This window comes from Clostridium sp. 1001271B_151109_B4, assembly GCF_015670405.1.
Classification (GTDB): domain Bacteria; phylum Bacillota; class Clostridia; order Clostridiales; family Clostridiaceae; genus Clostridium.
In genome coordinates this window covers 21,464-36,316 of sequence record NZ_JADPBQ010000016.1, presented here as the reverse complement: position 1 = coordinate 36,316, position 14,853 = coordinate 21,464, and the positions used below count along the sequence as shown (strand labels likewise).

Sequence of the window (14,853 nt, the reverse complement as noted above, 5' to 3'; positions counted from 1 at the left end):
ATATTGAAAGAAAAATATGATTGTCCATATCAAATGTGGCCAAACTAATTACGATGTAAATAAACCCTTTTTAACCACTAATTTCTGAAATTTATATAAAATTGAGAAGATATTATTATCATAAACTAATACTTGTAGATTAGTTCCTGAAACCATAGGTGATATCTCAAGCTCAAATTCACCATTCTTTTTTGCTTGTGTTGTCCCCACTGTTCCATTTTCTGATACAACAATTACATTACTACTTGGAATGGTCTTCCCTTTTATGTTATTGCTAGAAGATGTGATTTTTTCTACTTCTAAATTTACATAATCTTCATAATCAGATATAACCTGAGTTGCCATCATTGCATGTCCAACTTTATTAGGATATATTTTAAATTCATTATTTACAACCTGAAAATTTAATTTTTCATCACTATTTAAAATGTTATAGCAATCAATAACTTCATAATCATATATACTATAATTTTTTGTAATTACTTCATTAATAGCACTTATCTTTTCATCAAAGTAATCATATATATTTCCCTTTTTATTAATATGGTTATAAACAGTATTTATATAAATATCTGCATCAGGAGATAACTTTTTTATTTGCTTAATTATATTGATAAAATCTTTTTCAAAACTATCTATTTCCTTCATAACTTCTGAATTTATTTCATCACTATTCAAGTATTCACTTACAATAGCATCAAATTTTTCCTCATCATATTCACTTAAATGTTCGCTATCAATATTATTATATAAATTATTCATAATGACATTTAATATATTATTTCCTCCTATGGATATAGTAATTAAACCAGTACCTTTTATTTCCTCTTTATTTGAATTTATTATGTCAAGTAATTCAGATGATGTTATTCCTTCCATACTTAAATTACTATAAGCTAAATCTGAATTTAAAGCCTTTAAAAAATTTTTTATTAATGACACATAAGATACATCATAATAGTCTTCACTTTCAGATGCAACCTCATCACCAAGAGCTACATATTTATTAATGCTATTACTTGCATCTCTTCCATTTGCTTGAATTGAAATTGGTATAATTAAAAGTATTACTCCTATTATTACTATAGCTATTATATTTAATTTGCTTATCTTTTTCACAATAGCCCCTCCCTCATAAAAAAAACTCCTATATTTATTATATAGCTTTTTTAGGTATTTTTTTCCATGAAATTATCTACATTTTCCCCTTTAATCTTTAATAACATAAAGTAATTCTACAAATTAACCTTTAGAAAAAATTTACACAAGGTTAATAAAAAAAGTTATATTAGCTAATAAAATATAGACTAATATAACCATGTTTTTTTACATATATTTTTCTAAGGTTTCAGCCCTTAAATAAGACTTTTTAATTATTTCTTTTGGGTATCCAATATGATCCAATAATTTAATAGCATTACGAGTTTTAGATACTCCCCTTTTTAACTTATAATCGAAGGTTAATCCCTTACTATCTACTTTTTCACTAAAATAGAAGAATTCATAATCATCCTTAAGTATATCTGTAAGTTCTCTATCATGAGTTGCTACTATTGATATACTATCTTTACTATTTATATATTTAAGAATCTCAGCTGACGATGAAATTCTTTCAATAGGATTTGTCCCTCTAAATATTTCATCAATAGGACAAAATACTGGTAATTCCAATTCTAATGCTTTTATAATTCTTAATAAAGCTTCTGCTTCTGCCATATAAAAACTCTTTCCTAATGTAACATCATCACTTGGACTAATAGATGATACTATATTAAAGAAACATGCTTCATATTTTTTAGCTAATACAAAATTAAAAGTTTGAGCAAAAATCATATTTAATCCTATCATTCTTAAGAATGTAGATTTACCTGACATATTAGTTCCAGTTAAAACTATTCCTCTCTTTTCAAACTTAATAGAATTAGATACTGCATTTTTTACAAGTGGATGTATGCCGTCTATGATATTTATATTTACCCCATTATTAAATATTGGCTTAGTATACTTATCTTTTATCTCTTCTTTATAAGATGCAATTGCTATATAGCTTTCTATCTCACCTAATAAATAATATAAATCTAAAATTTCTTCTCTTTTTTCTCCTAATAAACTTGCTACTCTATAAAAAGAAGTTTCTTCTAATAAAAATGGTATAGTAAATACTTCAAAAACTCCCCCACCAACATTAGCAAATTGAATAGTTTTAGTTGCACTATCAATTCCCTTTAATTCTTTTAATATTTTTTCCATCTCATCTGTGTAATTTCTTATTTTAGGGTTATTTATCTTTGTAATTTTTTTTGCAGAAATTATTATATTTCTTAAATATAATAATCCCTGTGACTTAACATTCTTTCTTTCCTTATCATTAATAAATACATTTACCCATAATAAACAAAAAGTTGCAAGTAACCAATATGGCTCCTTAAATAATATTGATAAAAGTATAGTACCAAGCATTAATACTCTTCCAAAGAAAATATATAAATAATATTTACTTTTATTTTCCTCAAGTGGTTCCATTATCATATCTAAAAAAGTATTTTTCCTATCATATCCAAGCTTGAAATAAATCATTTGAAGCTTAGTTCTTAAATCGCTATCACTTCTTAGCTCTTCGATAAATTTATCTCTTTCATCTAATTTCTTTTTATCATGAAGTGGATTTCTAAGCATTTTATATAATATAGCTTCCCCAGCACTACTATATGTTCTATCAACTTTTTTGAATACTTCATCCATGTTAAAATCATCCCAAGTTTGATCATCTATAGTGTATCCATCATGTTCTTCCATATCAAAATATGTTCTTATATATTTAAAATTTCTTTTCTTTTTTCTTTCCTCTCCAAAATCATTTTTCATAATATCATATAACCCTAATATTGAATCCATTAAACTCATATTGCACCTCTTTTGTCTCTTATAGTTTGAAATAAATTTAAAAATACCTATATCTTATTATAAATTTATTTTAATTATACACTATAATCACCTTTTATAATATAATTAATAATATTATGTTTTTTTATAATATACAAAAACGTCTCTAAAGCTTTATACTTTAAAGACGTTATATATTTTTTATTTCTTTGAAAATTTATATATGTAAAACATATTAACAAAGAATATAAATGTATTAATAATACCTACGGGATAGGCCTTTACAATAAATCCGTAAATTGCAAAAAGCACACATCCAATTGAATTAATTATTCTAAGTTTTAATATATCAGTCATTAATAAAGATATTGCAATCATTATTGATGCTGCATATCCAACCCACTCAATCAATGGTATTCCAAACATAAAAAAGCACTCCTCTTTTGTTAAAATATTATTATTTTATACCGATTCATAGAAAATGAATATATATTCAATTAAATTTCTCTTAATATTCTCTTAACGCAATTACAAAATTAGATATTTAAGTATATAATATATTTGTTATATATAAATATACAAAATATATTATGAGAAAGGAGTTATTATTCTATCATGAAAATTAACTACAAAAATATATTTAAATATTTATTGGTTATTTTATATCCATTAATGATATCTATTTTGTTAGAATATAATATTTGTCAGAATTTCAATGAAACAATGACCTTTTTAATAACAAAACCAAATATCTTATTATTTAATATATTAATATCTGCAATACTATTTATACTAATTTTTCTTATCATAAATAAAGCATGGCTCTCAATGGCAATTCATGGTGGAATATTTTATATTCTATCTTGTGTAGAATATTTTAAATATAAAACTAGCGGAAGTCATTTAGTTATTAGTGACTTAATAATGACAAAAAATCTAAGCGACGTTGGAAAATTTGCTTCATTAAAAATTACTTATCCTTTGGTTCTTAACTTAGCAATTTTAATAATATATATAGTTTTTACCTATAAGGATAATTTAATTCTAGATTTTTCACTAAAAAAGCGTATTTATATTTGTGCAAGTATAAGTGCAATGTTAACTATAGCATTAACAACATCCATCTCTGCAAAAGTATTTTCAGTATTTGAAATAGAAACTAATGTTGCAACTAATATATTAGAAAGTAACGAACAATTTAGTGATATAGGCTTTTTGCCTTATTTGGCAAAAACCACCTCTGAAAATTTAATGGATATTGTAAATCCGCCTGAAAATTATAGTTATGATTCTATAAATGAATTATTTTCTTCTAAAAATGAAAATTCAACTGATAATACAACTACAAATTCAGATAATATGACATTTAATGAAAATAAACCTAATGTTATATTTATTATGTCTGAATCATTTAGTGATTTTAGAGTATTTGATTCTCTCAATATAGATGGGGATATATACTCAGGATTTGATCAAGTTGCTTCTGAAGGATATGTAGGAAATTGTGTTGTTCCAACCTTTGGAGGATACACAACAAGAACTGAATTTGAATTGCTAACTGGTCTTCCAACCTATGCAATTAACACACCATCAGTTCCACAAAACTTATTAAAAAAGCAAGAAACAATTGATACAATACCTAAATATTTTAAAAACTTAGGTTATTCTACTACTTATATTCATCCTTTTAGTAAAAGTTTCTATGATAGGGAAACCCTTTATTCTCAATATAGTTTTGATAACTTATATTTTGATGATAATATGACTGTAGAAACAAATACATTTAGAAGATATATTTCAGATGAAAGTGTGTTTAACCAAATAAAATCTGTACTAAAATCAAGTGATGATCCAAGTTATATTTTTGCTACTACAATGCAAAATCATCAGCCTTACTATGAAGAAACTGCTGAAGGTGCTGATCAATTATCATATTATTTACAAGGTGTAAAAGAAACAAGTAATGATTTAAGAGAATTTACTAATTGGCTTAAAGATTTTGATGAAGATGTTATTTTAGTATTTGTGGGAGATCATTTTCCATTCTTTACTCCTGATGATGATGTTTATAACAGATTAGGTGTTTCAGATACTAACTCTGAATTAATATATACTCAAAAATATATTATTTGGAACAATTATAATTCAAATATTTTATATAATGATGATAAAACTATTTCTGCTTTTTACATTCCTTATGTAGTAACTGATATGATTGGAAGTGAGGATACAAAGTTCACTAGTACTATGAAAAGTATTATGAATTCTTATCCACTTTACTCCCCAAGCATTCAAAGTTCTAATGAGAGAAACGTAGAGCTTGACTTAATTACTTATGATAGAGTTATCGGTAAAAATTATAGTAATGAAATAGAATCGAATGGGAATTAATTATATTTCTATATTGCTTTTCAATTTAATAATTCTTATATAATAAAAATAAAATTAGGAGGTAACTTCATTAGTTAAAATGTACCCTATAGGGTAGACTCTTTTTTATCATGTCTACTCTATAGGGTACATTTTATTCTACACAAAACTTAGATACTTTTATAAGTAAAGATTTATAACATTAATTTTTTCTTTGATTTTGCTATTACCTTTTCAACTATAGGATCAAATAATTCTGCAATTTCTTCCTCTTCTTCAATTAGTTCTAAAGCTCCATAATTAGTAATTGCTCTATGCATAGGTAACTCTCCTAAAAGTTCTACATTCATATCCTTCAAGAACTTTTCTGTATTTTCACCATTGAATAGTTTTATTGTTTTATCACAATCCGGACATTTAATATAACTCATATTTTCTATAACTCCAAATACATCAATATTCATTTTTCTAGCCATATTTATAGATTTAGAAACAATCATAGAAATCATATCTTGAGGAATAGAAACCATTACTACTCCTTTAATAGGAATAGATTGCATTACCGTTAAAGGAACATCCCCTGTTCCTGGTGGCATATCAATTATTAAGTAATCTAACTCTCCCCAATATACTCCAGTCCAAAATTGATTTACTACACTTACTATTGCTGGACCTCTCCAAATTACAGCTTCGTCTTCCTTTTCAACAACAAGGTTTAAAGACATAACTTTAATTCCCTCACTACTTTCTACTGGGAAAATTAATTTCTCAGTCCCCATGGCTCTTTGTTCTTCTATATGAAGTAATCTTGGAATACTAGGACCAGTAATATCTGCATCTAAAATTCCTACAGAATATCCTCTTTGAATTAACTGTCTTGCTAACATTACAGACATAGTAGATTTTCCTACTCCACCTTTTCCACTCATTACAGCTATAATGTTTTTTATTTTATTTGAAGAATTATTTTGAATATTACACTTTTCTTCCTCTTTTCCACAATCGCCATTACTTGGGCATGAATTACAATTTGACATTTATTTCACCTCTTTATTTGGTACTATTTATCATAAGTTTATTCCTCTTATCTTTCTTTGTCAAATTCCCTAGCGCTTACTATCAGGATTTAATATCCTTCATCCTCATAATAATGATGCTTATAATAATCATACTTTTCGTCATAATAGTTATAATCATAATAATGATTATAGTAATCATAATCATCAAAATAGAAATCTATTTTATTTTCATATTCATTATTATCTTGATTTATCAAATCATTTTTTTTACTATAATCTTCTATATTATAATCATGATCAAAGTATTTTTGATAATATGTTTTTGGCGCACCATATGAATCAGGCACTTTAACCTGAACCATACTCGCACTTACTTCAGCAACATGTAATTCTATCAATAATACTATAAAAAAACCATTTATCAATATTTTTTTCATACCTACTCCTTTGTTTATATAAAAACACTTTAAGCAATAAATTTTCTCATGTAATTCTTCTATACTTATTTACTATTTATATATATCTTAAACATTTTATTTCTGATTTATAAAAACAATTATACTTAATTATTAATTTATTTAATTTTAATTTAAACACAATTAAAAGTTTCTAAACCTAATTATTTTTAATATAAATTATAATAAAAATATATTTTTCTTCATATTTTTTACTGTTTTTATTATATTTATACATTTATAAAGATTTATTCTTGTAAATGCTAAAATTTATTATAGTGGTTGACAATATAATTTTATAATTAATAGGTAGGATAAATGAACAACGTATATTATCTAATTATATCAAGAATTAAAAATATGACTATATCATCCGATATAGTCATATTTTTAACCTCTCTAAACCACTTTCCTTCTTCTGCTATTATTTATATAATTTATTCCTCTCATTTTAAATCTTTCATATTCATTTAAACTATAAAAATGTTGTAAATCTGATACTAAAAATAATCCACTCATTATTAAATATTTTAAATCATTTAAATTGTTTTTTTCTTCATCATCTTTAGCATTAATTTCATCACTTTCAAATTTTAAATTTTCATAATTCTTTAATGCTATTTTTAAATTCATTTTCATTTGTTCTTCAGTAAAACTTTGAAAATCATCTTTTATGGCCTTCTCAATAAAAGCTATAAATTCTGTATCTATATTTGTAAATTTTTCGTATGTTCTAATTAAACTCATATCTTACCTCTTTCAGTTTTAATTATTATTACTTTATTATATATTAATATTTAAAATTTTAAAACTCAAAAAGATACTGTCATTTAAATTACTAACAGTATCTTCTTATCTAAATCTAAATTTTTATTTTAAATTAATTTGTCCTTTATTTTTAAATTTTATTAATGTATAAATCTCATCAAAAGCTAATAATATTATTAATAAAATTGCTAAAATAGACCATACAGGCTTTATCATATAATATATTCTCATTATTAAAAATGGTTGTAAAAACTCTGTAGTTAAAATACTAATAATAGTCCATGCCATAGAAAATCTTAAACATATTATTCCTTTATAATTATACTTTTCATTAAAATAATCCCAATAGTCCTTATTAAAATATTTTCTCATTATAATACCTGTTGTGTATTCAACAGTAGTAGGAATAATAATTGATATAAATAATAAAAATATCTTATTAGGAAAAGCATTATATAATTGAATAATCCAAGCCATAGCAATGGCATACATAGGCTTAAATGGTCCAATTAAAAAACCATCTTCTTTATAATGTCCAGTAACAACATAACTAAAAACATTTTCTAAAACCCATCCTAAGAAACCATAAATAAAAAAATTATATAAAAACTCCATATTACTCTTCCTCCTTAGTATGTTTTTAGTTTTACTCATCTTTTTTAATTTATACTAAACTATTCTTATATTTTTATATAAAAATAGCCCAGGAGCATCTAATCTTTAAATACTCCTGGGCTTATTATCTTTATATCTTCTTATTTACAAAAACTTTTTTTCATCTCCATCAGCAACTTTAGTTTTCACTTTTTCTGATATTTTATCCTTTATTTTATATGGTGCATTTAAAATCTCTTTTATCCTCTCATCATTTACTTTATTTATAAAATAAATTATTACTTCACCTATAACCATAGCCCCTATAGCATCTGCTACAAAATGTTGCTTTACAAAAACTGTAGATAAAATTATTAATATTCCTACAATTTGTGTATAATAGAATTTTTTCTTAGTTTTTTCATATTTAGTATATCGCATTATAAAATAAGTTGTTAATACATGTAAAGATGGAAAACAATTTACAGGTCTGTCCACACAATAAATAATATTAACTAAATAATTTAACATATTTGTATTGCTTACATCTGGTCTAATAATTTCTGTTGGATAAAAGTAATAAATACAATAACATATTCCCATTCCAATGAAAAACGATAAGAATGTTCTCATATAATTTTCTCGTGATTGTATTAATATAACTATAAAACCTATTACAATATATATATACCAATATAAATAGGGAATTATAAAAATCGAATTAAACTTAATAACTTCATCAAACATAGTGTTGAGTTCATGTCCATTTTTATTAATCGTACCTGCTATATAATAATTTATATTTATTATTGGTATAAGTAAAAACCATACTAAATCTAAAACTTTTATTTTTATTTTATCATTTATCTTTATTGTATTTAAGTTAACCTCCACCATTGTTCCCCCTTTAACTTCCTTTTCATTTTTGTTATTTTATGGATATAGTTATAATACTATCTTCCTCTTTACATTTCTATATAAAACAATAAAAAATAACCAATTTTATAAATTGGTTACTTTTTATTATTTAAGTTCTAACAAATCTAACTATTTAATAGCCTAAACATCTCTGCAACTGATTGTTTTATATTATCAGGAAGACTTTCTAGAGCTTTTTTTCTTTTTTTCTCGTCTTGAATTTGCGCTATTCTCATTACTTCTTGTTGTAAACCAGGAGTCCTGTTAAACTCTGCAACTAACCTATTAAACCTGTTAGCAAAATTAGGATCTTGTTTCATTTTTCTATCAATTTTCATGATTAGTTCATATGGATTCATTTACACTTAATCTCCTTGAATTCTTTCTAATTTATAATATTCCTTATATTTGTATATGTTCATAATAAAATTTAATCAATCTATATACATTTGCATAAACTAATACTATTATTGGACAAAATACTATATGAAATCAATACAAGGAGAGTTTATGATATGTACAATGCAAATGAAAAATTTAATTTTTTTGAAATTTTAAATTTTAAGTTAAATAATCAATTCCATTATAAAATAAAAAAAATCCAAATTTATTTTTTAAAAAATTTTATAATTTTTTTAATTTCTTTTTTTACTATATTTAATATTTTCTCTTGCAATTCAAATTGTGAAGTAAATTTGGATCCAAATGAAAAAATTGCTTACCTAACCTTTGATGATGGCCCTAGTAAAAATACAGAACTAATACTTGATATTTTAAAAGATAATGATGTTCATGCAACATTTTTCATTATCTCCCCTTATATAGAACCTCATATTAAATTTGTAGAAAGAGCTTATGAGGAAGGCAATGCAATTGGTAATCACACTGCTGATCACGAATTTCAACATATTTATACTTCAGAAGAAGCATTTTTTAATAATTTTGAAAAACAACAAAAATTCATTAAAGAAACAACTGGTAGTGATTGTACAATATTTAGATTCCCTGGCGGATCTCATAATACCATTGTAGCTAATTCTAGAGGTAAAGATTTCACAAAAAATATAACTACAAAGCTTAATGAACAAGGTATAAATGTTTATGATTGGAATGTAGATTCTGGAGATGCTAAAAGTAATAATATCCCACCTGAAACCCTTATTCAAAATGTTGCTAAAAATATTAAAGATAAAGATGGTAACTATAAAAATCCAGCTATTATTTTAATGCATGACTGTATGACAAAAACTACTACCGTAGAAGCTTTACCAGGAATAATTAAACTATTAAAAAATGAAGGTTATACATTTAGAACATTAAAATAATTTTTAGCAAAAAAATGTTAAATCGCAACTAAATACTAGTTTCGATTTAACATTTCTACTAAATTAATATTCTATTCCTGCAGCTGCTATATTTTCCTTATCTCTTGATGAACAAGGAGTAACACCATATGTCATTTTACAATAAGGACAATTATCAACTAATTTTTTCATTGTAAATGTCTTTCCACAACTACATTCTATTTCATGAGGAGTTGCTAAAGGGAAGTCCGCTTTATCTTTACTTCTAACTAAATCAACTACTGCCTTCCCATCTTTTTTATTCATATTTCCGCATCCACAACTCATTTATTTTCCTCCTTAAATATATAGATGTATTATAGTCTTAATTATACAAATAACTAATTATTATTTCAGTAACATTTGTTACAATATTTTTTTATTAAATAATAATTTTTATTTAATATTTTCATTTTAACAATAATACTTCTCTTATTAATATTATTATTTTCTACTTATCTACTTTCTATTACAACTTTCTTAATTTACACTTCTAATTATTGTTTACATAAATAACTTTTACTTTTATGTACACATTGTTTTCTCCTAAGAATATATTATAGTATATTACAATAAACTTAGGAGGATAAATTCATGAGCGGAAGAATAGGAAATTGTATTTTTAAGACTGGTTGTAATGAACAAATAGATGCAGTTGTTAAATTACCAAGGGAATGTAGAAGCTGTATATTTGGTACAGTACTTGATGAAAATGGACTACCTGTAGCTGATGCAGTAGTTAAACTACTTCAAGTTAACGGCAAGTGTGAATATCCAATTCCATTAACTCATACTTTCACAGATGATAATGGACAATTTTTATTTGGTCCTTTATGTCCAAACACAACTTATATGTTAAAGATATTTAAAGATAATACTCAAATTATCCGTAAATGTTTAAAAGTTAGCTGTTTTAAAGGATCTTGTATAAATGCTGCTACTGCAGAAAGCGAAAGTGAATCCACTGGTTGTGGATGCTAATCTTAAATTGCAACTCATAACTTTATACAAATGATAAATAAAAGGGACTGTTTTGCAGTCCCTTTTAATTAATATTCATTTAAAATATTAATAATTAACCACTTTATTGCGCCCAAATAACTTCGCTAAGTATAAAGCTTCATCAGCAAATTTTACGTTATTATTGAAACATTTATAATTTTTAGAGTAATTATATATTCCTATACTTACAGTAACACTTATATTTTTAGAATCAACACTAAAATCATAGTCCTCAATATTTTCTCTAAGCTTATTTGCTTTTACAGATACATATTCCTTATTGCTACTATTAACTACAATCCTATATTAATCATTAAATGAATTAGTGCTTTTTCATCATTAAATATATTAATTATTATTTCCAACAAAAAAAGTTAGTATTTAGTAAGACTATTATACTTCTAAATACTAACTTTAAATTTCATAAAATTATAAATTGTTATCAGCCGCTATTTTATCAACTATAGACTTTCTTTCTTCTCCAATTGCTGCAATTAATTTAGTTGGCATGAATCCATTTTTATATATTCTATCATCATTAGCCTTTATCATAGCTACAACTGTTTCTTCTAGTTTTTCATATGATAATAAATCATCTTGATATAAATCTACTACATCCTTCAGTTTTGTCGCTAATTCTTTTGGATTTCTATATACTGCTCTCATATATGGCTCCTTTTTGTTTATCTTTTTATTAAATGCGTATAAAAGTTTTTATAACACTAGTGTATTATATATTAAGTAAATTAAATTGACTAGACCCTATAACTCTATTCCAATCCTTGATGGAATACCTTCTTTAAAAGGATGTTTAATGCATTTCATTTCTGTTACATAATTAGATAATGCTATCAACTCTTCATTAGGATTTCTACCAGTCATTACAACTTCTAATGTTTTAGGCTTATTATTTAAAAATTCTATTACATCATTTAATTCTATAAATTCATTATTTATAGTAGCCATGATTTCATCTAATATTAATAAATCATATTCTTCTTTATTCATTATATCCTTAATTGCTTGAAATCTTTTAGTATGCTCGATTTTAGCTTGCATCTTTTCTTCTGTATTCATGTCCCAAACAAATTTATTAACTGGCTTTCCTGGGAAAAATGTAATATACTCATCTAATTTCTCTAATGATATTAATTCTCCACTTTTACCACTTTTCAAAAACTGAGTAATGAATACTTTCTTTTTTCTTCCTGCTGCTCTTATAGCTAAACCCATTGCTGCTGTTGTTTTACCTTTGCCATCACCACAATATATATGTATAAGCCCATTATCCATTATTTCCACCTCTAAAAATATATTATAATTATTTTAATAATAATACTTTTATATTTAGGTCTTGTCAATCTTAACTATTGTTAAAGTAAAATTGATATTAGTACTAGTGCTGCTACTATTTGAAGTGTTCCAACTCCTAATGCATATAAAGATACAGCTTTTCCTTGTTTAAGTAAATCTCTTACATTTACTCTTAATCCAATTGCAGCTAAGGCAATAATTTCTAAATTATTACTTACTTCTTTACATATATGAGATATATTATTAGGTATTATTTTTAAAGAAAATAATGCACAAGTTACAAAAAATCCTATTACATACCAAGGAATTTTAACTTTTCCTTTTTTAATATCTGTTGTTTCTTCCTCAACTATTTCTACATTACTTTTATTTTTTATATGTCCAAATACAAATACTACAACAACAAGTAATACAACTCTTAATATTTTAAATATCATAGCCATATCCTTTACTTGCTCACCGACCATAGCTCCACTAGCTGCTACTTGCCCAACAGATTGTAAAGTTCCACCTATTAATGCCCCTGTAGCTAAAGTTTCATCTTTAAATAACGCCTTTGCTATTAATGGTAAAATAAACATTAAAACAATACCCGTTATATTTACTATAGTTATTGAAATTCCTTTATCTTTATCATCAGCATCTATTACAGGTGCTGTTGCTGCTATTGCTGATGAACCACATACAGCATTTCCACTAGCCATTAAAAATCTAAAATTTTCACTAAACCCTAATTTTTTTCCTATATAAATAGTTCCAATAATAGTTATTGCCATTTGTATTATTATAAATGTAAACCCACCTATACCAAGTTCTAATAGCGTTCCTATACTTAATGTTGCGCCTAATAAAACTATAGAATATGATAATATATCAGTCTCTGAAAATTTATATCCCTTTTGGAACACATCTTGATTTAAAAATAAATTTCCTACAAACATACCTAAAAATATAGATATAGTACCTGCACCTAATTTAGGCACAAATTTTGCAATAAACATTCCGACTAATGCTACTGCCAATGCAACTAAAAATCCTGGGAGTATACCTTTAATATACTCTATAAAATTTTTTTTCTTCATTGTTATTACTCCTTATCTTTTGTTATTTAAATTCTCATACTATTATTATACCCATCTTTTATTCATTAGTAAAGTAAATCTTAATCATGATAATCATTATTTTTTTTGATGATTTGTATATAATAATAGTTTATAATAATATTATTACTTTATACTTAAATTATATAAGGAGTGTTTTAAAATGATTGAAGAATTTAAAACTTTTATCGCTGTAGTTGATTATAAAAATTTTACTAAAGCAGCAGAACATTTAAACTTATCCCAACCTAGTGTTAGTGCTCATATTAAAAATTTAGAAAATATGTTTGGAGTTACTTTAATAAACAGATCAATAAAGCAAAAAAATATATCTATTACCGAAAGTGGATACACACTTTATAAAAGGGCTAAAGAAATAATAAGTTTATTAGATGTAACATTTATGGATGTTAAAACCCTATCTTCTTCTATTAAAGGCAGCTTAAAAATTGGTGCTAGCTTAACTATAGGAGAGTACATACTACCTAAATTTTTAGCCATTTTTTCAAAAAAATATCCTGATGTTGATATTGAGGTCATAATAGAAAATACATCTCTTATTTCTGACGAATTAAAAAAATTCAAATTAGATATAGGCCTTATAGAAGGATCTGCTTCATCATCCTTATTTAAACAAGAGTACTTTTTAGACGATAACATGGTATTAGCTATACCTTACAATGATTCATTAAAATATTCTAAATTTAACATTGAAGATCTTCAAAATAAATCTTGGATTACAAGAGAAGAAGGATCTGGAACTCGAGAATATCTAGATTTATTCTTTACAGAAAATAAAATACTCACTAAAAGCATGATGGTATTAGGTAGCAACCTAGCTGTTAAAGAAGCTGTTAAAAATAATTTAGGAATAACTATAATTTCTAAACATGTTATTGCTGAAGATGAAAACAGAAATGAAATATCTAGTATAAAACTTGATAATCACTTTACTCGCTCACTTTCCATTATTTATCCAAAAGAATTAACTCTTTCAAAGGCCGCTAGCATATTTTTAGATGAATTAAAGGAGTATTCTAGTATCATACAACTGCAGAACTCGAAAAAATAAATGCATTCTACATAG

At 24.9% G+C, this 14,853-nt stretch carries 17 protein-coding genes; 4 read left to right on the top strand and 13 right to left on the bottom strand.

Annotated elements, in window-relative coordinates; genetic code table 11:
• Positions 1-48 precede the first annotated feature (48 nt).
• From I4V63_RS15935 to I4V63_RS11485, 3 genes are all read right to left on the bottom strand, one after another.
• On the bottom strand, positions 49-1,119 hold the full coding sequence (locus tag I4V63_RS15935; protein WP_196001391.1) for a GDSL-type esterase/lipase family protein: 1,071 nt from the start codon (positions 1,117-1,119) through the stop codon (positions 49-51).
• A 207-nt stretch (positions 1,120-1,326) separates the two neighbouring features.
• The gene (locus tag I4V63_RS11490) at positions 1,327-2,895 is read right to left on the bottom strand and encodes a DNA mismatch repair protein MutS (RefSeq protein WP_196001443.1); all 1,569 of its coding nucleotides are present in this window, start codon (positions 2,893-2,895) and stop codon (positions 1,327-1,329) included.
• Between the two features lie 189 nt (positions 2,896-3,084).
• A complete protein-coding gene (locus I4V63_RS11485; RefSeq protein ID WP_196001390.1) occupies positions 3,085-3,309 on the bottom strand; it encodes a YgjV family protein in 225 nt (74 codons plus the stop codon).
• A gap of 402 nt (positions 3,310-3,711) precedes the next feature.
• On the opposite strand from I4V63_RS11485, the gene I4V63_RS11480 reads away from it, so the two are divergent.
• Positions 3,712-5,274 carry an LTA synthase family protein gene (locus I4V63_RS11480; protein WP_196001389.1) on the top strand — a complete coding sequence of 521 codons (1,563 nt, stop codon included), beginning with the start codon at positions 3,712-3,714 and terminating at the stop codon, positions 5,272-5,274.
• 173 nt (positions 5,275-5,447) lie between these two features.
• Here the strand turns inward: I4V63_RS11480 and I4V63_RS11475 are convergent, their stop codons facing one another.
• The 6 genes from I4V63_RS11475 to I4V63_RS11450 all read right to left on the bottom strand — a co-directional run bounded on the left by I4V63_RS11475 (position 5,448) and on the right by I4V63_RS11450 (position 9,366).
• A complete protein-coding gene (locus I4V63_RS11475) occupies positions 5,448-6,290 on the bottom strand; it encodes an Mrp/NBP35 family ATP-binding protein (protein WP_196001388.1) in 843 nt (280 codons plus the stop codon).
• 89 nt (positions 6,291-6,379) lie between these two features.
• Complete coding sequence (locus I4V63_RS11470; RefSeq protein ID WP_196001387.1) at positions 6,380-6,709, bottom strand: hypothetical protein; 330 nt, start codon at positions 6,707-6,709, stop codon at positions 6,380-6,382.
• A gap of 417 nt (positions 6,710-7,126) precedes the next feature.
• Positions 7,127-7,474, bottom strand: a complete 348-nt coding sequence (locus I4V63_RS11465) for a hypothetical protein (protein WP_196001386.1) — start codon at positions 7,472-7,474, stop codon at positions 7,127-7,129.
• A 123-nt stretch (positions 7,475-7,597) separates the two neighbouring features.
• Positions 7,598-8,110: a putative ABC transporter permease gene (locus tag I4V63_RS11460; RefSeq protein WP_196001385.1), complete on the bottom strand. Its 513-nt coding sequence runs from the start codon at positions 8,108-8,110 to the stop codon at positions 7,598-7,600.
• A 144-nt stretch (positions 8,111-8,254) separates the two neighbouring features.
• Entirely contained in the window at positions 8,255-8,986 is a 732-nt protein-coding gene (locus tag I4V63_RS11455) for a phosphatase PAP2 family protein (RefSeq protein WP_196001384.1), read from the bottom strand.
• A 146-nt stretch (positions 8,987-9,132) separates the two neighbouring features.
• Entirely contained in the window at positions 9,133-9,366 is a 234-nt protein-coding gene (locus I4V63_RS11450; RefSeq protein WP_196001383.1) for a hypothetical protein, read from the bottom strand.
• Between the two features lie 336 nt (positions 9,367-9,702).
• Here I4V63_RS11450 and I4V63_RS11445 point away from each other — a divergent pair, with 336 nt between their 5' ends.
• Positions 9,703-10,332, top strand: a complete 630-nt coding sequence (locus I4V63_RS11445) for a polysaccharide deacetylase family protein (RefSeq protein WP_196001382.1) — start codon at positions 9,703-9,705, stop codon at positions 10,330-10,332.
• A gap of 63 nt (positions 10,333-10,395) precedes the next feature.
• Here I4V63_RS11445 and I4V63_RS11440 read toward each other — a convergent pair whose 3' ends face one another.
• On the bottom strand, positions 10,396-10,638 hold the full coding sequence (locus I4V63_RS11440; protein WP_196001381.1) for a hypothetical protein: 243 nt from the start codon (positions 10,636-10,638) through the stop codon (positions 10,396-10,398).
• Between the two features lie 306 nt (positions 10,639-10,944).
• Between I4V63_RS11440 and I4V63_RS11435 the strand changes: the two genes are divergently transcribed.
• A complete protein-coding gene (locus I4V63_RS11435; RefSeq protein WP_196001380.1) occupies positions 10,945-11,331 on the top strand; it encodes a carboxypeptidase-like regulatory domain-containing protein in 387 nt (128 codons plus the stop codon).
• 450 nt (positions 11,332-11,781) lie between these two features.
• Here the strand turns inward: I4V63_RS11435 and I4V63_RS11425 are convergent, their stop codons facing one another.
• From I4V63_RS11425 to I4V63_RS11415, 3 genes are all read right to left on the bottom strand, one after another.
• Entirely contained in the window at positions 11,782-12,018 is a 237-nt protein-coding gene (locus tag I4V63_RS11425) for a TIGR04540 family protein (RefSeq protein WP_196001379.1), read from the bottom strand.
• Between the two features lie 96 nt (positions 12,019-12,114).
• The gene (locus I4V63_RS11420) at positions 12,115-12,645 is read right to left on the bottom strand and encodes a cob(I)yrinic acid a,c-diamide adenosyltransferase (protein WP_196001378.1); all 531 of its coding nucleotides are present in this window, start codon (positions 12,643-12,645) and stop codon (positions 12,115-12,117) included.
• Between the two features lie 80 nt (positions 12,646-12,725).
• Positions 12,726-13,748, bottom strand: a complete 1,023-nt coding sequence (locus I4V63_RS11415; protein ID WP_196001377.1) for a putative sulfate exporter family transporter — start codon at positions 13,746-13,748, stop codon at positions 12,726-12,728.
• A gap of 181 nt (positions 13,749-13,929) precedes the next feature.
• Here I4V63_RS11415 and I4V63_RS11410 point away from each other — a divergent pair, with 181 nt between their 5' ends.
• Positions 13,930-14,838: a LysR substrate-binding domain-containing protein gene (locus I4V63_RS11410; RefSeq protein WP_196001376.1), complete on the top strand. Its 909-nt coding sequence runs from the start codon at positions 13,930-13,932 to the stop codon at positions 14,836-14,838.
• The last annotated feature ends 15 nt before the right edge of the window (positions 14,839-14,853 follow it).

What these genes read in the sequence shown, in the direction of transcription:
- I4V63_RS11460 (WP_196001385.1), bottom strand. Translation starts at nt 8,110, where the DNA reads ATGGAGTTTTTATATAATTTTTTTATTTATGGTTTCTTAGGATGGGTT.
- I4V63_RS11490 (WP_196001443.1), bottom strand. Translation starts at nt 2,895, where the DNA reads ATGGATTCAATATTAGGGTTATATGATATTATGAAAAATGATTTTGGA.
- I4V63_RS11475 (WP_196001388.1), bottom strand. Translation starts at nt 6,290, where the DNA reads ATGTCAAATTGTAATTCATGCCCAAGTAATGGCGATTGTGGAAAAGAG.
- I4V63_RS11480 (WP_196001389.1), top strand. Translation starts at nt 3,712, where the DNA reads ATGGCAATTCATGGTGGAATATTTTATATTCTATCTTGTGTAGAATAT.
- I4V63_RS11440 (WP_196001381.1), bottom strand. Translation starts at nt 10,638, where the DNA reads ATGAGTTGTGGATGCGGAAATATGAATAAAAAAGATGGGAAGGCAGTA.
- I4V63_RS11410 (WP_196001376.1), top strand. Translation starts at nt 13,930, where the DNA reads ATGATTGAAGAATTTAAAACTTTTATCGCTGTAGTTGATTATAAAAAT.
- I4V63_RS11485 (WP_196001390.1), bottom strand. Translation starts at nt 3,309, where the DNA reads ATGTTTGGAATACCATTGATTGAGTGGGTTGGATATGCAGCATCAATA.
- I4V63_RS11465 (WP_196001386.1), bottom strand. Translation starts at nt 7,474, where the DNA reads ATGAGTTTAATTAGAACATACGAAAAATTTACAAATATAGATACAGAA.
- I4V63_RS11415 (WP_196001377.1), bottom strand. Translation starts at nt 13,748, where the DNA reads ATGAAGAAAAAAAATTTTATAGAGTATATTAAAGGTATACTCCCAGGA.
- I4V63_RS11425 (WP_196001379.1), bottom strand. Translation starts at nt 12,018, where the DNA reads ATGAGAGCAGTATATAGAAATCCAAAAGAATTAGCGACAAAACTGAAG.
- I4V63_RS11435 (WP_196001380.1), top strand. Translation starts at nt 10,945, where the DNA reads ATGAGCGGAAGAATAGGAAATTGTATTTTTAAGACTGGTTGTAATGAA.
- I4V63_RS11420 (WP_196001378.1), bottom strand. Translation starts at nt 12,645, where the DNA reads ATGGATAATGGGCTTATACATATATATTGTGGTGATGGCAAAGGTAAA.
- I4V63_RS11455 (WP_196001384.1), bottom strand. Translation starts at nt 8,986, where the DNA reads ATGGTGGAGGTTAACTTAAATACAATAAAGATAAATGATAAAATAAAA.
- I4V63_RS11450 (WP_196001383.1), bottom strand. Translation starts at nt 9,366, where the DNA reads ATGAATCCATATGAACTAATCATGAAAATTGATAGAAAAATGAAACAA.
- I4V63_RS11470 (WP_196001387.1), bottom strand. Translation starts at nt 6,709, where the DNA reads ATGAAAAAAATATTGATAAATGGTTTTTTTATAGTATTATTGATAGAA.